Source organism: Nocardia sp. NPDC050413, from assembly GCF_040655475.1.
Classification (GTDB): domain Bacteria; phylum Actinomycetota; class Actinomycetes; order Mycobacteriales; family Mycobacteriaceae; genus Nocardia; species Nocardia coubleae.
The window spans coordinates 21,470-41,306 of sequence record NZ_JBFAJZ010000021.1; the positions used below are offsets into that span (position 1 = coordinate 21,470).

The 19,837-nt window shown below is 66.6% G+C and carries 21 protein-coding genes and 1 pseudogene; 17 read left to right on the top strand and 5 right to left on the bottom strand.

Going from position 1 to position 19,837, the window contains the following annotated elements:
• The 5 genes from AB0I19_RS28290 to helR all read left to right on the top strand — a co-directional run bounded on the left by AB0I19_RS28290 (window position 1) and on the right by helR (window position 5,906).
• Complete coding sequence (locus AB0I19_RS28290; protein ID WP_357152928.1) at window positions 1-1,662, top strand: FAD-binding protein; 1,662 nt, start codon at window positions 1-3, stop codon at window positions 1,660-1,662.
• A gap of 14 nt (window positions 1,663-1,676) precedes the next feature.
• Window positions 1,677-1,934, top strand: a complete 258-nt coding sequence (locus AB0I19_RS28295) for a hypothetical protein (protein WP_067492154.1) — start codon at window positions 1,677-1,679, stop codon at window positions 1,932-1,934.
• A 22-nt stretch (window positions 1,935-1,956) separates the two neighbouring features.
• Window positions 1,957-2,748 (top strand): SDR family NAD(P)-dependent oxidoreductase, encoded by a 792-nt coding sequence (locus tag AB0I19_RS28300; RefSeq protein WP_357152931.1) that lies wholly within the window; start codon window positions 1,957-1,959, stop codon window positions 2,746-2,748.
• Complete coding sequence (locus AB0I19_RS28305; RefSeq protein ID WP_357152934.1) at window positions 2,748-3,599, top strand: alpha/beta fold hydrolase; 852 nt, start codon at window positions 2,748-2,750, stop codon at window positions 3,597-3,599. The genes AB0I19_RS28300 and AB0I19_RS28305 overlap by 1 nt, the downstream gene beginning before the upstream one ends.
• 120 nt (window positions 3,600-3,719) lie before the next feature.
• Complete coding sequence (gene helR / locus AB0I19_RS28310) at window positions 3,720-5,906, top strand: RNA polymerase recycling motor ATPase HelR (RefSeq protein WP_357152937.1); 2,187 nt, start codon at window positions 3,720-3,722, stop codon at window positions 5,904-5,906.
• Window positions 5,907-5,925: 19 nt separating this feature from the next.
• Here the strand turns inward: helR and AB0I19_RS28315 are convergent, their stop codons facing one another.
• On the bottom strand, window positions 5,926-6,753 hold the full coding sequence (locus tag AB0I19_RS28315; protein WP_357152939.1) for a mycofactocin-coupled SDR family oxidoreductase: 828 nt from the start codon (window positions 6,751-6,753) through the stop codon (window positions 5,926-5,928).
• Between the two features lies 1 nt (window position 6,754).
• A complete protein-coding gene (locus tag AB0I19_RS28320) occupies window positions 6,755-7,552 on the bottom strand; it encodes a mycofactocin-coupled SDR family oxidoreductase (RefSeq protein ID WP_357152941.1) in 798 nt (265 codons plus the stop codon).
• 1,115 nt (window positions 7,553-8,667) lie between these two features.
• Here AB0I19_RS28320 and AB0I19_RS28325 point away from each other — a divergent pair.
• From AB0I19_RS28325 to AB0I19_RS28340, 4 genes are all read left to right on the top strand, one after another.
• Complete coding sequence (locus AB0I19_RS28325) at window positions 8,668-9,240, top strand: GNAT family N-acetyltransferase (RefSeq protein WP_357152943.1); 573 nt, start codon at window positions 8,668-8,670, stop codon at window positions 9,238-9,240.
• Between the two features lie 365 nt (window positions 9,241-9,605).
• Window positions 9,606-9,899, top strand: coding sequence for a hypothetical protein (locus AB0I19_RS28330; protein ID WP_357152945.1), 294 nt, complete (start codon window positions 9,606-9,608; stop codon window positions 9,897-9,899).
• Between the two features lie 417 nt (window positions 9,900-10,316).
• Entirely contained in the window at window positions 10,317-11,210 is an 894-nt protein-coding gene (locus AB0I19_RS28335; protein WP_357152948.1) for an ADP-ribosylglycohydrolase family protein, read from the top strand.
• A gap of 113 nt (window positions 11,211-11,323) precedes the next feature.
• Window positions 11,324-11,791 (top strand): NUDIX domain-containing protein, encoded by a 468-nt coding sequence (locus tag AB0I19_RS28340; protein ID WP_357152951.1) that lies wholly within the window; start codon window positions 11,324-11,326, stop codon window positions 11,789-11,791.
• Window positions 11,792-11,934: 143 nt separating this feature from the next.
• Here the strand turns inward: AB0I19_RS28340 and AB0I19_RS28345 are convergent, their stop codons facing one another.
• Complete coding sequence (locus AB0I19_RS28345; protein ID WP_357152953.1) at window positions 11,935-12,501, bottom strand: TetR family transcriptional regulator; 567 nt, start codon at window positions 12,499-12,501, stop codon at window positions 11,935-11,937.
• 97 nt (window positions 12,502-12,598) lie between these two features.
• On the opposite strand from AB0I19_RS28345, the gene AB0I19_RS28350 reads away from it, so the two are divergent.
• The gene (locus tag AB0I19_RS28350) at window positions 12,599-13,507 is read left to right on the top strand and encodes an oxidoreductase (RefSeq protein ID WP_357152956.1); all 909 of its coding nucleotides are present in this window, start codon (window positions 12,599-12,601) and stop codon (window positions 13,505-13,507) included.
• Window positions 13,508-13,751: 244 nt separating this feature from the next.
• On the top strand, window positions 13,752-14,087 hold the full coding sequence (locus AB0I19_RS28355; protein ID WP_357152958.1) for a nuclear transport factor 2 family protein: 336 nt from the start codon (window positions 13,752-13,754) through the stop codon (window positions 14,085-14,087).
• Between the two features lie 11 nt (window positions 14,088-14,098).
• Here AB0I19_RS28355 and AB0I19_RS28360 read toward each other — a convergent pair whose 3' ends face one another.
• A complete protein-coding gene (locus AB0I19_RS28360; protein WP_357152961.1) occupies window positions 14,099-14,614 on the bottom strand; it encodes a hypothetical protein in 516 nt (171 codons plus the stop codon).
• 171 nt (window positions 14,615-14,785) lie between these two features.
• Window positions 14,786-15,331, bottom strand: coding sequence for an AAA family ATPase (locus tag AB0I19_RS28365; protein ID WP_357152964.1), 546 nt, complete (start codon window positions 15,329-15,331; stop codon window positions 14,786-14,788).
• Between the two features lie 158 nt (window positions 15,332-15,489).
• Here AB0I19_RS28365 and AB0I19_RS28370 point away from each other — a divergent pair, with 158 nt between their 5' ends.
• From AB0I19_RS28370 to AB0I19_RS28395, 6 genes and pseudogenes are all read left to right on the top strand, one after another.
• Window positions 15,490-15,972: a macro domain-containing protein gene (locus AB0I19_RS28370; RefSeq protein ID WP_357152967.1), complete on the top strand. Its 483-nt coding sequence runs from the start codon at window positions 15,490-15,492 to the stop codon at window positions 15,970-15,972.
• A 321-nt stretch (window positions 15,973-16,293) separates the two neighbouring features.
• On the top strand, window positions 16,294-16,470 hold the full coding sequence (locus AB0I19_RS28375) for a hypothetical protein (RefSeq protein ID WP_357152969.1): 177 nt from the start codon (window positions 16,294-16,296) through the stop codon (window positions 16,468-16,470).
• On the top strand, window positions 16,455-16,895 hold the full coding sequence (locus tag AB0I19_RS28380; protein WP_357152972.1) for an SMI1/KNR4 family protein: 441 nt from the start codon (window positions 16,455-16,457) through the stop codon (window positions 16,893-16,895). The genes AB0I19_RS28375 and AB0I19_RS28380 overlap by 16 nt, the downstream gene beginning before the upstream one ends.
• Before the next feature lie 149 nt (window positions 16,896-17,044).
• Window positions 17,045-18,082, top strand: a complete 1,038-nt coding sequence (locus AB0I19_RS28385) for a ferredoxin--NADP reductase (protein WP_357152975.1) — start codon at window positions 17,045-17,047, stop codon at window positions 18,080-18,082.
• A 15-nt stretch (window positions 18,083-18,097) separates the two neighbouring features.
• Window positions 18,098-19,507, top strand: coding sequence for an MDR family MFS transporter (locus AB0I19_RS28390; RefSeq protein WP_357152978.1), 1,410 nt, complete (start codon window positions 18,098-18,100; stop codon window positions 19,505-19,507).
• A 127-nt stretch (window positions 19,508-19,634) separates the two neighbouring features.
• Window positions 19,635-19,837, top strand: a pseudogene (locus tag AB0I19_RS28395) (2-keto-4-pentenoate hydratase); the annotation flags it as partial.

Here is a 19,837-nt window from a genome sequence, read left to right on the forward strand (position 1 = left end):
ATGACTGCGAACCAGCAACAGTGGGACCACGAAGTCGGCTTCCTCGTCGTCGGCAGCGGTGCGGGTGGGCTCACGGGCGCGCTCGCCGCGGCCGACCGCGGCCTCGACACGCTCGTCATCGAGAAGGCCGCCTACTACGGCGGCAGCACGGCTCTCTCGGGTGGCGGTATCTGGGTGCCGAACAATCCGACCCTGCTGCGGGAGGGTCTGCGTGACGATCGCGCCGACGTGCGCGCCTATCTCGACGCGGTGGTCGGTGACCGCGTGCCGACCGCCAATCTCGACCGTTTCATCGACGAGGGCCCGCGCATGCTGCAGTTCCTCGAGACCAGCCCGCACCTGCGATTCCAGTGGTGCACAGGCTATTCCGACTACCACCCCGAGGCGCCGGGTGGTCGCCCGGCCGGCCGGTCGATCGAACCGCTGCCCGTCGACCTCAAACAGCTCGGCCCCGACGAGGATCTGCTGCGCCCGGCGGCCCTCGCCACCCCGCCGGGTCTGTTCATCACCTCCAAGGACTTCGTCCAGCTCAATATGGTGACCCGCACCTGGAAGGCGCGCTGGACCGCGCTGCTCACCGGGTTGCGCGCGATCAAGGCCATCGTGCTGCGCAGGCACATGGACACACTCGGCCGCGCACTGATCGCCCGGCTGCGCCTTGCCCTGCGAGACGCCGGGGTGCCGCTGTGGCTGAACACCCCGCTGCGGTCGCTGATCACCGACGACACCGGCGCGGTGATCGGGGTGCTCGCCGAGCGCGGCGGCCGCGAGATCCGCATCCGCGCCCGCGACGGCGTCCTGCTGGCCACCGGCGGGTTCGAGTACAACCAGGCCATGCGCAAGCAGTACCTGCCCGACGGTGGCCGCGACAATTTCAGCGCGGCCTCGGCAGACAACACCGGCGACGGCATCGTGGCCGGCGAGAAGGTCGGCGCCGCAGTGGATCTGATGGACGACGCCTGGTGGATGCCGTCGTTCCAGCGCCCGGAGGGTGTCAACCAGGTGCTGGTGTCGGAGCGGTCGATCCCGTGCTCGATCATCGTCGACAGCTCGGGCACCCGCTTCACCAACGAGGCCGCGCCCTATGTCACCTTCGTGCACGCCCAGCTGGCCGGCTCGCACGACCCGGCCTGGCTGATCTTCGATGCGAAAGCCAAGAGCCGCTACCCGATCGGCGGCATCGTGCCGGGCCAGAAGTTCCCGGCGTCCTGGCTCGAGAGCGGTCTTCTGCGCACCGGCGCGACGGTCGACGAGCTGGCGACGGCCATCAGTGTGCCCGCCCTCGGCTTGCGCGAGACCGTCGAGCGGTTCAACGGGTTCGCCCGCGACGGCCACGACGACGACTTCGGGCGCGGTGACAGCGCGTACGACAACTACTACGGCGACCCGACCCTGCCCCAGCCGACCCTCGACCCGCTCGACCGTGGCCCGTACTACGCGCTGCGGATTCGTATCGGTGATCTCGGCACCAAAGGCGGGCTGGTCTACAACGAGAACGCCCAGGTGCTGCGCGCCGACGGTTCCGTCATCGACGGGCTCTACGCGGCGGGCAACACGTCGGCCGCGGTGATGGGCAACGACTACGCGGGCGCGGGCGCGACCATCGGTCCGGCCATGGTGTTCGGGTACGTCGCCGCCGACCACGCCGCGGCCGCACGCTGACCCGGGGAAAGATCATGCAACCCATCCAGTGCGCCACCTGCGGAAACCGGGTGCTCGCCGAGAAGTTCAGTCCGAGTCACACCAGCGTGCAGTGGCTCGACGACGCCGAGTCCGCCTGCCCGGAGTTCGCCCGCCGGGCGGCCCTCGGCGAGCCGAGCAGCTGGATCCCGACCTGCCCGGCGCTGCGCGATTCCATCGAACGAGCTGTCGCCGCAGGCGAATTGGCGACCGATCAGCTCCGCAACGAACCGGTCCCCGGCCGCCTCGGCTGACCCACAGAACCAGGAGAACATCATGCACAGACTCGACGGTCATCGGGCGCTGGTCACCGGCGCCGGATCCGGTATCGGCCGCGCGACGGCGCTGCGCCTGCTCGACGAGGGCGCCACGGTGGTCGGCGCCGACGTGTCGGCCGACGGCCTCGCGGCCACCGCCACGCAGGCGAAGGACCGCGGCACGGGTGAACGTTTCAGCGTCGTCACCCTCGACATCGGCAGCGAGGAATCGGTGGTCGAGGGTGTCCGATCGGCCACCACCACCCTGGGTGGTCTGGATTCGGTGGTGAACGCGGCGGGCATCCTGCGGGCTTCGCACACCGAGCAGACCTCCCTCGAGTTGTGGAACCAGATCATCGGGGTGAATCTCACCGGCACGTTCCTGGTGGTCCGTGAGGCACTGCCCGCGCTGCTGGCCAATCCGCGCTCGACCATCGTGAACTTCAGCTCCACCTCGGCGGCCTTCGCGCACCCGTACATGGCGGCGTACGCGGCGAGCAAGGGCGGCATCCAGTCCTTCACCCATGCCATCGCCCTCGAGTACGGCGGCAAGGGTGTGCGTGCGGTGTCGGTGGCGCCGGGCAGCATCAAGTCCGGGATCACCGATGCCACCGGTGGTTACGTGCCCGCCGATGCCGACTGGTCGCTGTTCGCCAAGCTGTCTCCCGTGTTGCCGACCGAGCTCGAGTCCGGTGGCGCGGGCATGGGCGACCCGGACGCGGTGGCGGGAGTGATCGCCATGCTGGTGTCCGAGGACGGCGCGTTCATCACCGGCACCGAGATCCGCATCGACGGGGGAACCCACGCCTGATGAGCATCACCTATGACGGCACGTTGCGCGAATTGCCCACCGACGCAGGGGTTCTGCGTTACCACGAGGCCGGTGACGGCCCGCCCCTGCTGTTGCTGCACGGCTCCGGTCCCGGGGTGACCGGGTGGCGCAACTTCCGCGGCAATCTGGCCACCTTCGCCGAGCGGTTCCGCTGCCTGGTTCTCGAGTTCCCCGGTTTCGGGGTGAGCGACGACTTCGGCGGACACCCGATGGTGACCGCGCTGGACGCGGTGGCGCGCTTCGTCGACGGGCTCGGTCTGGAGCGGGTCGATATCATCGGCAACTCGATGGGTGGTGGCGTGGCGCTGAATTACGCCATCGCGCAACCGGATCGGGTGGGCAGGCTGGTGACCATCGGCGGGATCGGGCGCAACCTGTTCAGCCCCGGCCCCGGCGAGGGCATCAAGCTGCTGCAGGAGTTCACCGAGGAACCCACGCGGGAACGCCTGGTGCAGTGGTTGCATTCGATGGTGTTCGATCCGGCGATGGTGACCGAGGAACTCGTCGAGGAGCGCTGGACCCAGGCCACCGATCCCGCGACCCTGGACAGCGCCCGGCGCATGTACAGCAAGGCGGCGTTCACGGCGATGGTGCGGGCGATGGAAGCCTCGGACGCTCCCCCGCCCTGGGCCATGCTGCACAAGGTGCAGGCGCCGACGCTGGTCACCTGGGGCCGCGACGACCGGGTGAGCCCGCTCGACATGGCCCTGATCCCGATGCGCACGATTCCGCGCGCCGAACTGCACGTGTTCCCGAACTGCGGGCACTGGGCGATGATCGAGCGGAAGGAAGAATTCGAATCGACGGTGCTGGCGTTCCTCACGCGCTGACAGCGTCTCTTTCCACCTTCACTGTATACCGTAAAGGGGGCCTTGCCACAAGGCCCCCTTTGTGGCGCATAATCGTCGGCCGCAGCATTTCACCTGCGGAAACACCGAAAGTGAGGGCTTGTGCCGGAACACGGTCACGACGAGGAATTGCGGTCGGAGCGCGAGTACGTGGCGGGCCTGTACGCGCGGCTCGACGCCGAGCGCGCACAGGTGAAGGGCCGCTACAGCGCCGCCCTGCGCGGCACCGGTAACTCCCCGATGGAACGCGACAACGAGGTGCGCGCGCTCGGGAAGGAGATCCAGCGTCTCAACGTCGCCGACAACGGTCTGTGTTTCGGCAGGCTGGACGCGGTCTCGGGCGAACGGTCCTACATCGGCCGCATCGGCCTGTTCGATGTCGGCGACGATTTCGAACCACTGCTGCTCGACTGGCGCGCACCGGCCGCGCGCGCCTTCTATGTGGCCACGGCCGCCAACCCGGAGGGCATGCGCAGGCGGCGGCAGTTCCACACCCGCGATCGCCGGGTGCTCGATTTCACCGACGAGGTCCTCGGCAGGCCCGACGCGGGCGAAGGCGGCGACGCGGCGTTGCTGGCGGCGGTGAACGCACCGCGCGGGGACGGGATGCGCGACATCGTGGCGACCATCCAGGCCGAGCAGGACGAGATCATCCGCCTCGAACACCCGGGCGTCACCGTGATCGAGGGCGGCCCCGGTACCGGCAAGACCGTCGTGGCGCTGCATCGGGTGGCCTATCTGCTCTACACCCAGCGCAAGCGGATGGAACGCCAAGGTGTGCTGGTGGTCGGCCCGAATCCGGCGTTCCTGAACCACATCGCGCACGTGCTGCCCGCGCTCGGTGAGACGAACGTCGTCTTCGCCACCACCGCCGATCTGATGCCCGGTCTGCATGCCACCGCCGAGGACACACCGGAAGCGGCGCGCGTCAAAGGCTCGCTGCGCATTCTCGAGGTGCTCGGCGCCGCGATCGCGGACCGGCAACGACTGCCCGCGGCGCCGCGGGACATCGAGCTGGCCGATGCGACGGTGCGCGTCGACGCGGCCGTCGCGGAGTGGGCGCGCGAGGAGGCGCGGGCGAGCGGGCGCCCGCACAACGAGGCACGGGCGGTGTTCGCCGAGATCGTCACCTATGTGCTCACCGAACGGGCGATCGCCCGCATCGGGAAGGGCTGGTTGACGCGCGAGGACAGCGAGGCGTGGGAGCAGCTGCGCGCGGACCTGACCGCCGAACTCGCCGAGAACGCCGACTTCGTCGCTGTGCTCGACGAATGCTGGCCTGCTCTCACCCCGGAAGGCCTTCTCGGCGAACTGTATTCGTCCCCCGAGCGTCTTCGCGCCGCGAACGCGGACGAGTCGCTGTGGCGGGCCGACGGTACCGCGTGGACAGTCTCGGATGTGCCGCTGCTCGACGAACTGGTCGACCTGCTCGGTCGCGACACTCCCGCCGACGACAGCGCCGAACGCGCCCGCAAGGCCGAGGCCGCCTACGCCGAGGGCGTGCTCGACACCCTGATCAGCCGCGAAGACCTGATGGACGACGAGGATCACCTGCTCGCCCAGGACATGCTCTACGGCGAGGACCTCGCCGACCGGTTCCTCGAGCGCGACACCCGCGAGCTCGCCGAACGTGCTGCGGCCGACCGTGATTGGACCTACGGTCACGTGGTGGTCGACGAGGCCCAGGAGCTCTCGGAGATGGACTGGCGGGTGCTGATGCGCCGCTGCCCGAGCCGGTCGTTCACCATCGTCGGCGACCTGGCCCAGCGCCGGTCACCGGCAGGCGCCACCGCGTGGGCGACGGTGCTCGACCCGTATGTTCCCGGCCGCTGGGTGTACCGCTCACTCACGGTGAACTACCGCACGCCCGCCGAGATCATGACGGTCGCCGCCGCCGTGCTCGCCGAGTTCGCGCCGGAGGTTCGGCCACCCGATTCGGTGCGCGCGTGTGGTGTACAGCCGTGGTCGCAGCAGGTCGATGCCTCCGAATTCCCTTCGGCTGTCGAGGCATTCGTACGTACCGAGGCGGACCGGGAGGGCACGAGTGTGGTGATCGGCCCGGTCGGCATGCCGGGCACGGTGCCCGCGTCGGAGACCAAGGGCCTGGAGTTCGACTCCGTCCTCGTCGTCGAACCGGGAAGGATCCTCGCGGAGGGACCGCGTGGCGCCGCGGAGCTGTATGTCGCACTCACCCGCGCCACCCAGCGCCTCGGCGTCGTCCACCACGACCCCCTCCCGAACGCACTCACCGGCCTGGCCGAGGCGCCGGAACCCCTCCTGGTCCGGTGACGTTCCGCAGGCAACCGCCCTAGCGTTGGGTGCTGCCCGCGTCCACCGGCAGGGTGACGGCGGTGATGTAGCGGGCTTCGTCGGAGGCCAGGAACAGGGTGGCGTTGGCGATGTCGACGGGGTCGACCCACGGGATGGGCAGCATGTTCATCGACGTGGCGGCCTCGGCGAATTCCTCGCGGGTCGGATTCTCCCGGTCCGGCCGAAAGACCTTGCGCACCATGTCATTCTGGATCATCGGCGTGTCCACGTTGGTCGGATGCACGGTGTTCACCCGGACATGGTGCGGCGCGAGTTCCTTCGCCAGCGAACGCATCAACCCGACGACACCGTGTTTGGCCGCGACATAGTGGGAGACGCCGACCAGCCCGCGCAAGCCGGCGATGGAACTGGTCAGGATCATCGCTCCCCCGTCACCGGCGATGAGGTGGGGTGTGGCCGCCTTGCAGGTCTGCCACACCCCGGTGAGGTTGACGTCGATCATGGTCTGCCACTGCTGCTCGGTCAGCTCGAGGGCGAACGCACTCGAACTGATTCCGGCTGTGGCGCAGACGATGTCGAGCCCGCCCAGCTCACCGACCCCGGCGTCGACGGCGGCCCGCAACGCCGACCCGTCGCGCACGTCCACGACCGTGGCGACGATCCGCGCACCCGTCGCCTCGACGGCACGAACGGTCTCGTCGAGATCGTCTCGGCTCGCCGGTGGCGTCACCACGGTGTCGACCGGTCCGCAGAGGTCGACCGCGATGATGTCGGCACCCTCCTCGGCCAGCCGGATCGCCTGCGCGCGCCCGATACCGCGCGCGGCGCCGGTCACGACCGCTACTTTGCCCGAAACCCGTCCCATGTCACACCTTCTGAGTCAGTCCGGCATCCACCACGAGCTGGGTTCCCGTCACATAACGGGACTCGTCGGATGCGAGGAAGAGCACGGCATTGCTGACGTCGACCGGTTCCACCCACGGAACCGGCAGCAGGGTGCGGCGGGCCAGCGCCTCGGCCGCGTCCTGCCGCGTCGGATTCGCCAGGTCCGGGCGCAGTTTCGCGTAGACCTCGTCGTTGAGAATCATCGGCGTCGCCACCGACCCCGGATGCACGGTGTTCACCCGGATGCCACGCGGGCCGAGCTCGTTGGCGAGCGTGCGCGCCAACCCGACCACGGCATGCTTGCTGGCCGAATAATGCGCCGCCATGGCGCCGCCGACGATGCCGTTGACGGAACTGACGATCACGATCGACCCACCGTCGGCCAGGGCCTGTGCACCCGCACGCACTGTGTGCCAAGCGCCGGTCAGGTTGATATCGATGGTCCGCTGCCAGGCCTGGTCGGTGAGCTCCCACGACGGCGCGAGGTCGGTGTAGATGCCCGCGTTGGCGACGATCACGTCGAGCCTGCCGAGCTCACGCACCCCACCCGCAACGGCCGTATCGAGCGCGTCCGCCTCACGCACATCGGCAGTAGCGGTGACGCACCGCCGCCCCAACGCCTCGACCGCCCGTTTCGTCGTCGCCAATTCCGCTGCGGCGCCGTCGATGTCGAGGGCTATCAGGTCCGCGCCCTCCTCGGCGAGCCGCACACAGTGCGCGCGCCCCATCCCTCTGGCCGCACCGGTGACCAGCGCCACCCTGTCCTGCATGCGATTCATCGGTCGCCCCTACCAGATCGAGTGTCCACCCGACCGACGCTAAAGTCGCAACTCCCCCACATCCCCCGACCCTCCCGGTGAGCGGACGACACGGCGAGACTTCCCACCCACCGGGAGCGTCCCTGGTCGAGCCCGATCCCGCCACCGACCCGCCGGTTACGAACTTCTGCCGATGCGAGTAGAAGTTGCCGGGCTCTCGCGGAATCGCGCGATTTCGCTGAGTTGGTACCTTCCCTGCGTGATCTATCCAAGCGGGAACTCGGCGACTCGAGTAGCGCGACTGGCGAACATCCCGCACGAAAGCTGGATGCAGGACTGGCCTGTCGAGGTGTCCGATCCGGAGCGACTCGATGACTTCACCCGTCTGCTACTCGCGCACAAATCAGACTGGGAACTGAGTTACTGGCTGCTGGATCTGGTCCTCGATTCGGCCGAGAGTCATCTGGCCACCACAGCGGCGCCGGAACGAACCGAGCAGTTGATCGACACTCTGCTGCGGTGTACGAGGCTACGCAAGCACCAGCAATCGCCGAAAGGCTCGAGTACTGGGCGCCCCTGGAGACCTCTGATCCCGGTGAGATGTTCCGCGTGAGCCCGCTGGTTCGGGAAGCTCGTCGCCGGGTGGTCACGCGATGACCGAACCCGACCCGAACGGACCGACCTCGACGAGGCTCGCAGACTGTAGCCCGGCGGCGATCATGTGGCCGGGGTCGTCACGCTGATCCCGCGCCACGCCATCCTCTGGGTTCGGAAGTGACCGCCGACATCACTCATGTCATTTCATCGAACCGGGAATACATAGTCGTATTCGACGGTGCGTGGTCCGCACCGCCGTGGACAAGCAGGCCTCCCTTAGTTGGAACCAGTGCCCGCTTCATTGTCGACCGACATCTCGATAAGTCCCACCGGGGCCTGCTTCGCACCGCCCGGCCAGCCGGGTGACGGCGTTGACCACGGGTGCGCCTTGTCGGAGCGCCGATGACACCTGCGTCCCGTCGCGCGTCCAGACGGTCCGCTCATGTCGAGTATCGGGTGAGCGATCCGGCGCGGCGGTCGACGCGCGACAGCGGATATCGGGTTGCGGTGCAGCAGAGTGGACCGGCAATATCTCCCCTGTGGCAGTTGCAGCTTCTCGCGCTCTCGCACCGGGTGTCGGCCCTCCGCAACGAGTCGCTCTGGAAGGCCTCCTGATACGCCGCTGGCAGCCGGACGATCTGATGGCCCGCTTCCAGGCGATCACCGCGTCCTACGACCACCTCCGTCCTTGGATGGATTGGCTCACCGCACCACCGACATTGGAGAAGCAACGCGCACGCAGTCGAATGTGCGCCGAGAGTTGGCCCACCGCCGACCACAGCTTCGATTACGGAATTTTCGACGCGGACGGCACGCTCCTCGGCGCGATCAGCCTGCACGACAGTCTCGGCCCCTCGAGCTTGGAAGTCGGCTATTGGTGCCACGTCGCACACATCGGTCGCGGTGTCGTGACTCGCAGCGTTGCCGAGCTGACTCGAATCGCCTTGGAACTGCCAGGCATCGACAGTGTGGAAATCCACTGTGATGAAGCCAATCTCCGCAGTGCCGCCGTCGCCCGACGACTCGGCTATCACCTCGATCGTGTAGAGCCCCGAGCGAAACGCGCACCTGCGGAGTCTGGACGCGGAATGTACTGGGTCACGCACCGATAACCCGCCCGGCTCGAGCACAATCCATCTCGTCACTCGACACGGACGCCGAACCATCGCCGATCTCGAACACACGCTTCTGCCGGTTTCGTGTACTCGCCAGGTTCGCGTCGAGCGGTGGATTGCACCACACCGACGCGAGTGCGTCAGCGGCAGGCAAGACCATGAGGGGACGTCGAGCGAGAAGCGGCGCAACCCCCTCCCTATCCGTTACCGGCTGCCGTTGTTGCCGTCCGTGACCGTGTCCTCGAGGAACTCGTCCGCCGTCTGCTGAAGCGACGTCGAGGGCTTCTTCGCGGACTGGAAGCGATTCGCGGCCGGCCAGGAGCATGCGGGTATGGCCGTACTCAAAAGGCATCTGATCGCTGGTGTTGCTCGACATCGTGGTTGGAAGGCGGCGGTGGCAGTCGCAGCGGACAAGCGGATTCCTCGATGCGGCTGACGTCATCGGGCTGTGGGAGGTCCTGAACGGTGCTGCCGAAGGCCTCCTGCGGGAGCTCGATGAGCCTGCTCTTTTGGCAGCCACCATTCGCGAAGCCACCCCGCACAATCCCGAACGCAACCACCCTCTGCTGGACACAGTCGTAGATCGCCTCATCGCGATCGACCCCACTGCCAAGACCATCATGCGTGGCCGCGACAGCGAGCTCTTCGGTCTGTGATCGGCCATCGGTGAACACAGCACGCTCGACCGGGTCCGAAAGGCAATCCGAACCCCTGGATACAGGCGGGAGCTCACCAGCCTGTCGCGGGATGTCGCACCGTAGGTGACGACCGAGCTGGCAACCTTCCCCGCTACTCGGCAAGCCTGAGACCTTGTGAAACGACCACAAAAGCGGGTGGCACGAGCACTCGGGTGAGCCGACGTCAGCTCGGTAGGCCGCGATTCTGCCTCGACCCCGTGCAGCGGCGCACCACCGGTCAGGGTGGCGACGGCAGCGAACCCACCCAGCAGTCGTCAGTATCGGCGAGACCGCAGTTGGCGGGTAGACCCGCTGCGGCTCAGGACATCCTGATCATGGTCTGCTTCGCGCGAGATCGGAGTCGAGCCGGTGGTCGGCGACTGACAGACTGGCCGGATGAACCCTGACAGACGGGCGCGGGCACTGTCGTCGTTGCGTGGATCGGCGGTCGGAGACGCGTTCGGGGCATGTTTCGACGACGCGATCAATCACGGCGCGTTGCGGTCGCGAACCCTCTTACCAGGACCGTGGTTATGGACCGACGACACACAGATGGCGTGCTCGATTTTCGCTGTGCTCAATGCGCACGGCCGCATCGACCAGGAGGCGCTGGCGCGTTCCTTCGCCGAGCACTACGACATCTATCGCCGGTACGGGCCCGGGACGAGCCGGATACTTCGGCTCATGCGCCAAAAGGGCTATCACTGGGGCGAACTCGCTCGACAGGCACGTGGTGGGCGGGGGTCCTGGGGCAACGGCGCCGCTATGCGCGTGGCACCCCTGGGTGCGTGGTTCGCTGACGATATGGACCGAGTTGTCGATGAGGCGGCAGCCTCGGCGCAAGTCACTCACACCCACCCCGATACCGTGGCCGGTGCGGTCGCGGTGGCTGTCGCTGCCGCCTTGTCCTCGGCGCAACCACAGGTACGCGGAGTTGAGCTTCTCGACGCGGTCGCGGCCCGGACGCCCCGCGGTTCGGTCCGAAGCAAGATCAGCGAGGCCCGGTTCGTCAGCGATTCCAGCACGGCCGCTGTGGAATTGGGTGTCGGACACGAAACCTCCGCCCTCGACACCGTCCCGTTCTGCCTCTGGGTCGTGGCCCACCACGGCCACGATTTCGCAGACTCGTGCTGGACAGCCGCCTCAGCAGGGGGTGACAGTGACACCACCTGCGCGATCATCGGCGGGATCGTCGGTGCAGGCGCCGGCATCGACGTCTTACCACCAGACTGGCTCGCGCGCTGTGAACCACTACCTGAATGGGCCACCGCCACCATTCCGCTTCTGTGAAGCGCGCGGGAGGGCGCCGCATGAACGCTGACGTCCGCATAGGCCGGATCGAAATTGCCACTCATCGAACACTTTCCGAACATCGATACGAGCGCCGTAGATAGAGTTCAGCGGTGACTTCGAGAATCGCGGCATACGGGGTCTGCCTCGAACACGATCGGGTACTGCTTGTTCGCCATGTAGGGCACAATGGCGAATCCAATTGGACGCTGCCGGGCGGCGGGGTCGAGCACGGCGAGGACCCCTTCGATACGGTGACCCGCGAGCTCGCGGAGGAGACTGGACTCGAAGGCGTCGTCGAACGCCTGCTCGGGGTGGATTCGAGGATGATTCCGGCACATGTCGCCCACGCGGGCGTAGTGCACCAGAACATCGGGATCTACTATCTCATCCGCGTCACCGGTGGCGGTCTCAGAGCTGAACCGAACGGGGCGACCGTCGAGCCGACCTGGACTTCGACCTCCGAAGTGGCACATCTACGACGATCATCGCTCGTCGATTCGGGTCTGGCTCTGGCACAGACCCTTCCGCCGACCGGCCATGTCACGTCCACGCCGGTCGGTGGCCTGATCCAGCATTGAATCCGACAGTCGACTTGGCCAGAGCCCTGCTCAGCAGCATGGCCGATCCAGCGGTGGGTGAAGAGTCGATGCAGTCCCTCGTCCGCAACCGGGAACACCGCCTCTCAGAGTCCGATACCGGGCGAGCGGCGGCCGCAGACACATCAGGTATCGGCGGGTGAGATCAGGGTTGCGACCGCGTCCAGCACGAGACGACGGCGGTCGGTTCGTGGCACCAGGCGCACAATGTCTTCGGCGGGTTGATGCCACATGTTCGCGACAGTCAGTACCAAGGCCAGTATGTGCGTGGCCGGCTGCGTAGTGGCCACCGTCCCGCGTCGCTGCGCCTGTTCGATCGCCTCGACCTTCGCGCGCATCGACTCGGCCACCGAAGCACGCTGGGCGGACTCGCCACGCAGCAGGTGGTACCACATCAGAAACCGCATCACCTCGGGGTTGGCCAGGCCGGCGTCGTAGAGCTGCACAGCGTATTCCGGCAGCCGGTCGGCGTCGAACGGCACCGTCGCCACGGTGGTGTCCACGATCATGTCGAAGACCGCGTCGAACAGCTCGTCTTTGCCCTTGTAGAAGGAATACACCAGGCCCGCACTGACTCCTGCGCGTTTGGCCAGCCGATCGATACGGGCTCCGGCCAAACCGAACTCGGCGAACTCGGCCAGCGCCGCATCGAACAGCAACTGCCGCTTCGCTTCGGGGTCCCTGGTGCGCACCTCCCCAACATAGTTATTGAACGTTCATTTGACAACGAGACCGCCTCACCCCACAGTTGCTAATGAACATTCATTCAACAATGAAGGCGTGATACGCATGGCGCACTGGACTCCAGCAGACATCCCCGACCAGACCGGTCGCACCGCCCTGATCACGGGTGCCAACAGCGGAATCGGACTGGAGACTGCTCGTGAACTGGCCGCGCGCGGCGCACGAGTCATCCTGGCCGGACGCGATCAGACCAAGCTCGACGAAGCGGTCGCGACCGTGCACGCCGCGACACCCCGGGCCGAGGCCACCACCCTGGTCTTGGATCTGTCCGACCTCACCTCGGTGCGCCGCGCAGCCCAGCGGATCGCGGCGACCGAAACCATCGACATGTTGTTCAACAACGCCGGGGTGATGAATCTGCCCACTCGCCTGACCACCCGCGACGGATTCGAGATGACAATGGGTACAAACCATCTCGGCCACTTCGCCCTCGACGCCCTGCTCTGGCCCGCCGTCCGCCGCTCGATCGCGGCTCGCGTCGTCACCGTCAGCGCGATCGCCGCACGCTGGCCCTTCGGCAAGCTCGACGACCTGATGAGCGACTACAACTACAGCGGGATGGCCGCGTACGCGAAGTCCAAGCGCGCCAACATCGTCTACACCCTCGAACTCGCCCGCCGCACCGTCCACACACCGATCGAAGCCATCGTCGTCCACCCCGGTTCGGCGATGACCAGCCTTCAACGACACGGCACAGGAGCGTTGACCCGCATTCTCACTCCTCTCGCAGCCCGCATGCTGATGGGTTCGCCCGCCGGCGCCGCGTGGCCGTCGCTGTACGCCGCCACCACTCCCGACATCACCAGCGGCGAATTCATCGGCCCGGCTGGACGCGATCAGACCTCCGGCACGCCGAGACCCGCGAAACTCCCGAAAGGCGCCGCCGACAGCGAACTTGGCGCGCGATTGTGGGCCGACAGTGAACGACTCACCGGAGTCACCTTCCAACTCTGACATCACTCAGACGAGCCGGGCGACAAGAACACTCATCCGATCCACCAACTGCGCCCAGCGTGTCTCGCTCAATTCCTTCTCGCTGATCCTGTCCTGCGACGCTACCGATCAGCTCGGAAACCCCTATGAAAGCCGACGCACTTGAACGCATTCGACCGGCGAATAAGAGGCACATCCCAGGTCGACGTCCGGACCGCACACGAAATCTGTTGCCGCTCCGTGCTCGGGTGCCCAAACTGTCCGAGTGGCCCTCATAAACGACGATTCCGAGATCGAGTACGTGGTTTCAGCTGAGCTGCGGTTGGCCGACCGCCAGATTCGAAACACCAGAGCCGATTCCGCTGCGCTACTGGACGCGGACTTTCGCGAGTTCGGCGCATCCGGCAGGGTGTGGGACAGAGAGTCGATTCTCGACATGATGAGCGACGACATTTCCTCGGCGCCCACGATCGACCACGTCACAGCCGCACGTCTGGCGCCGACCGTGATTCACGTGACCTACCGGACACGTAGCCAGGAACGCACCGCTGTTCGCAGCTCGATTTGGCTGCTTCGCGACGGCAGCTGGAACCTCTACTAGAAGTAGCCTCGTCACAGTTCGGACCAAGCGACCCCAGACCATGGTGAGGTTCGGCCGGCTATCAACTGGAGGTGGAAGTCGGGACCTTCGTGTGTCCGATCCTCCTCGGGATCGGTGAGTTGGCTGACGGTGCAGATGTAGTCGCCGTTGGGGAGTTCGATGCCGGACCCGTATATGTCCTTGTCGTCGTCCACGGCGGATTCCGCGTACTGGGCAGCCATGGTGACCGTCTCCAGATTGACCACGATCAGCTCACCACGCGTCACGGTGATGGGGCCGGTGATCTGCCTGATGACCGGCAGCCGCGGATCCACCGGAGAATTCGAAATGTCGATCCGCCACTGCTCCTCGCCGCCGGTTCCCCACAACAGCATCGTCTGCTGCCGTATCTCGGATTCGAAGCGCTCGAACAGCATTTCCAAAGTCCAGTCTTCACCCACGAACGACGTGTATGCATGGGGGTCGACAAGGCCGAGAAATCCCGAGTCATCGGTCATCTCGTCGATCCGATGCTGAAGCTGTGCCACGCGGTTGTCCTCCCCGGATTGATCACCGAACCCTACCGACGCGATGTTCGGTCGAAACACCGAACCCGCTCCCCACGGCAGAAACCTGGTTCCATGGGAATATTCGGGCGTTCCCCGCTGACCCCGCACATCCGTTGGAGGCCAGGAACATCCGCTCATGCCGATGAGCGTTCATTCCTGTGGATGCCAGCCGTCGACTATCACGTCCGCGTGGTCTGGCGTCCGGTCGGCAGCGAAGTGGGCATCCTCGGCAGCCATCCAGCGCTGCCACAGCGGCAGCGCTTCGACCCCGTCGCGGTCCAGCCCGCGCCTGAGCCGCGTATCGCGCGGGGTTTCCACCCAGATCGACAGCGACAGGCGGTCACGGACCGCTGCGCGCGCGGACGAGACCCCTTCCAGGATCAGCACATCTGGGCTCGCCATCTCGTGCCATTCCGAGAAGGCGCGCGAAGTCCAGTCATACCGCTGGTACCGTGCGGGACGGCCTTGGCCGAGCGGTTCCAGTACCTGGGCTTCCAACCTCGGCCACCAGTCGAGTTGGTTGTCCCAGGATGCGAAGTCGTCAGTGCGGAGCAGCTCGGCACGGCACGCGACGGCGAGGCGGTCCGCCAGAGTGGATTTCCCTGCACCGCCGGGCCCGTCTACAGCGACCAGTCGGGTCGAGCCCAACCGGGGAACGCTCTGCGCTACCTTGACAGCAATTTCGTCGACCAGCACAAGCTCCAGTCTGGCCTGGCGTCCACTTCTGTCGAAACGCGCACGTTGGGCGGTCGCCCGAACACCTTGGCGACACGGTGTCTCGACGTCCTGATGCCGAATGCAGGACAGTTCGCATCGACCGATTCATGTCGGTACCGGTGCCTAGGGTCGAGATCATGACCATGGCTGCGATCGAGTACCGAACTGGGGATGCCACCGCACCCAGCACCACGGGACCAGCGATCATCGCCCACATCTGCAACGATCTCGGTCGCTGGGGCAAAGGTTTCGTCGTCGCAGTGTCTGCGCGCTGGCGGCAACCCGAACGGTCGTTCCGCGATTGGTACAAGCAACGCGGTGCCAACGACTTCGCGTTGGGTGCCGTGCAATTCGTCCCCGTCGCGCCTCATCTCCACGTAGCCAACATGATCGGACAACACGGCATCCGCACCAGCGCGGGCAACCCACCTATCCGCTACGACGCCGTCGGTCAGTGCCTGAGCCAACTGGCCGATTTCGCATCCTCGTCGGATGCATCGGTGCATATGCCGCGGATCGGGTGCGGGCTGGCCGGCGGTACCTGGGACCGGATCGAACCGCTCATCAGGGGTCACCTGTCCAGCCGAGGTATCACGGTGGTCGTGTATGACCTGGAATGACCACAGTGCCTTCGAACTGCTGGCAGCAGGTCCCGCCTAACGGATTCGCGAGGCAGGCCACGTGGATCCGGGTTGAAGTGGGCACGTGATAAAAGAGAACTCCCCACATTCTCACGGTCCGGAACGGTCGGTCCGGCCTTTGGCCGACTACCGCGATGTGTACGAACTCCTCGACGAGAGCGTTCGATTGCGGCCGCTGATGTGGGTTCGCGGCGGGTCATTGCAGGAGCTCATGACGCTCCTTTGCGGCTACGGTGTCGCGCTCGAAGTGCATTCCGTGCCAGAAGCGTTCAATCTCAGCCCGGGAGGACCCTTCTGCATGTGCTGTTCGAGGAGTTCGGGTGGGGTACCGCGTTCGGTTGGGCGGCGGCCATCGAGAATAACCTGAGCGAGGGCGAGACCGCGATGGATGCTTTCTTCCGCCTGCTCGACCAGTACCGAGCCGTCGTCGCCGCGCAGCGCATCGTGGCAGGATCTGGCAAATGTGGAAGGACCTGATCGAAAAACTTTATGCGGATGCCGAACTCGCACCACCGGTTTCCGACACCGAGATCGATCAGATCGAACGGCGACTCGGGCAGCAGGTGCCGAACGACTTGCGGGATCTGCTGAGGTGCACGAACGGTGTGCAGGCCGAGTGGGGAGCCGGGCTGGTGTGGTCGGTACAGGAGATGATCGACCAGAACATCGAGTTCCGGTGCGACGCCGAATTCGCCGAGCTGTACATGTCGTTCGACCAGCTGATGTTCTTCGGTGACAACGGTGGCGGTGACCAATTCTGCTACGTTCGCCTGCCGTCTGGACACAACACCGGGGTGTATGTGTGGGAGCACGAGACCGATGACCGCAAGTGGGCGGCCGGTTCGCTGACCGACTACCTCCAACGGCGGGCAGGCGCTGAAGGCGACGACTGGTACAAGTGACCGCTTCGGCACTGCCGCTGCCGCACCCTGAATCTCCCGGTGAGCGGGCACCGCGACGCGGTCTCCCGACCACCGGGAGCCGGGGCTGCCAGGGCGACACAGGGCTGGGACCGTCGTGGCGACGTGTTCGCGAGCGTAGGAGGACATCGGTGACGAGGGCGAGTGTCGGCGTGGCGCTTGGTGCGCGGGTGGTGACGCTGCGGGTCGCGGCGGTGGTCGAGGAGACTGCCGATGCGCGTTCGTTCGTGTTCGAGGTTCCCGAGGATGTGAAGGAGAGGTTCGGGTATCGGCCCGGTCAGTTCCTCACGCTGCGGATACCCGGGGAGCAGCCGGTGGCGCGGTGTTATTCGCTGGCGAGTTCGCCGTTCACGGGGGAACCACTCAAGGTGACGGTCAAGCGCACCGCGGGTGGGTACGGCTCGAACTGGTTGTGCGACAACGTATCCCCGGGCGACAGCATCGATGTGTTGCCGCCGGCCGGCACCTTCACGCCTGCCTCGCTCGACGAGGATCTGCTGTTGTGGGCCGGGGGCAGTGGGATCACACCGGTGTTGTCGATCCTGGTCTCGGCGCTGGTCGGTGGGCGGGGCAAGGTGGTGTTGTTCTACGCCAACCGTGATCGGGAGTCGGTGATCTTCGATCGGGCGCTCATCGAACTGGCGCGGCGATACCCGGAGCGGCTCGCGGTGACGCATTGGCTGCAGTCCGAACGCGGTCTGCCGGATGCCGGTTCGCTGGCCGATTTCGCCGCGCCATATGCCGATTACCACTCGTACCTGTGCGGCCCGGCCCCGTTCATGGCCGCAGTGACCGAGGCGCTGGCCGATCGTCCACGAGAGCGGGTGACCAGCGAGGTGTTCGTCTCCCTGTCGGGTGATCCGTTTGCCGAGCCGGTAGCCGTCGCCTCCGACGACACAGCCGCCGACGTGGACGTGGCGCTCGACGGCACCGTCCACGCGCTGCGCTGGCCCCGCGACCGGACGCTCGTCGACGTGATGCTCGCCCGCGGACTCGATGTGCCGTACTCGTGCCGGGAAGGTGAATGCGGTTCGTGCGCCTGCACGGTGCTCGACGGCGAGGTCGAGATGGGTAGGACCGGTGTGCTGAACGACGACGACATCGCCGCCGGCTACATCCTCGCTTGTCAGGCGCGCCCGCGCACCGGCACCGTCCGCATCCGCTTCTGATCCGGGAGGTGCGCTGTGGCTGTTGATACCGCGCGGGAATCGGTCGGGTTCGGGTCCGAGCGTGGGCCGGTGCTCGTCTCGCTGATGCTCGCGACCGGGCTCGTCGCCCTCGATTCGACGATCCTGGCCACCGCGGTGCTCGCGATCACCGACAGTCTCGGCGACTTCGCGCTGTTCCCCTGGTTGTTCTCCAGCTACTTGCTCGCCCAAGCCGTCACCGTTCCCGTCTACGGCGCGCTGGCCGACACGTTCGGCCGAAAACCGGTGATGCTGTTCGGGATCGCGGTCTTCGCGCTCGGCTCGCTGCTGTGCGGGCTGGCGAGCAGCATGCTCGCGCTGATCGTGTTCCGCGCGGTGCAAGGGCTCGGTGCGGGCGCGATCCAGCCGACGACCATGGTGATCGCGAGCGATCTCTACACCCTGGCCGAACGCGCCACGATCCAGGGTTATCTCGCCGGGGTGTGGGCGGTTGCGTCGGTGACCGGTCCGCTGCTCGGCGGCGTCTTCGCCGACTACCTCGGCTGGCGCTGGATCTTCCTGATCAACCTGCCGCTGGCTGTGCTCGCCGCGTGGATGCTGGTGCGCGGCTTCACCGAAACGGTGCCTCGGCGGCAGTCCCGCGTCGACTATGCCGGGGCGTTCCTGCTCACCGCCGGTGCGAGCGCTCTGGTCCTCGGTCTGCTCGAAGGTGGTCGCGCCTGGGCGTGGGATTCGCCGACGGGGATCGGTGTGTTCACCGGAGCCGCACTGCTGCTGACAGTCTTCGTCGTGGTCGAAACCCGTGCGGCACAGCCGATTCTGCCGTTGTGGATCTTCACCCGGCCGGTGGTGCTGGCGAGCACGGTGGCGGCGATGCTCGGTGGTGCGCTGCTGTTCGGGTTCACCACCTATGTGCCGATGTTCAACCAAGGGGTCTTGGGGACCGGCGCGCTGGTTGCCGGGCTCGTCACCGGTGCGCTCACGCTGGGTTGGCCGCTGTCGGCCGCGCAGGCCGGAAAGGTGTACCTGCGCTTCGGTTTCCGGGCCTGCGCGGTGTCGGGAGCTTGTGTCGCGACGATCGGGGCCGCCTCGACCTTGCTCATCGATGAGAACTCGGCGCTGTGGCAGGTGGCCGCATCGTGTTTCGTCGTCGGTGCGGGAATGGGGCTGGTCGCCACGCCCACGCTCATCGCGGCGCAGACCGGCGCCGCCTGGTCGGAGCGGGGTGTGGTCACCTCGGCCGCGCTGTTCGCCCGCTCGCTCGGGAGCGCTGTGGGTGTGGCCGTGTTCGGTGCGATCGTCAACGCTCGGATCGCAGGGTCCCCGGCTCCGGAAAAGCTCGCCGGGGCAATACATCTCGTGTTCGTGGCCATCGCCGCGATGACGGTGGTGATGGTCGTGGCCTGCCTGTTCATGCCTCGCCGAGCCGATACCGCGCAGTTGTAGACGTGACTTTCCCAGGATCCGGGAAGACCAGCGAATTTCTTTCCGGCCAGCGGGAAGCGGACCGTTCGGGTGCTCCCCCACCGAGGAGCATGGGGCGCATGATCACGACGACAAGGACGGAGGCAGCATGCTGAGCCCCACCGTGCGCAGCGAGGTCGCGGACGAATTGGCGCGCGCCGAACAGAATCGGGTGGCCGTGGCGCCGCTGGTCGACCGGTACCCCGGCATCGACGTGGTCGACGCCTACGAGATCCAGTTGCTCAACATCCAACGCCGACTGCGCGACGGCGCCCAGGTCGTCGGGCACAAGGTCGGGCTGTCGTCCAAGGC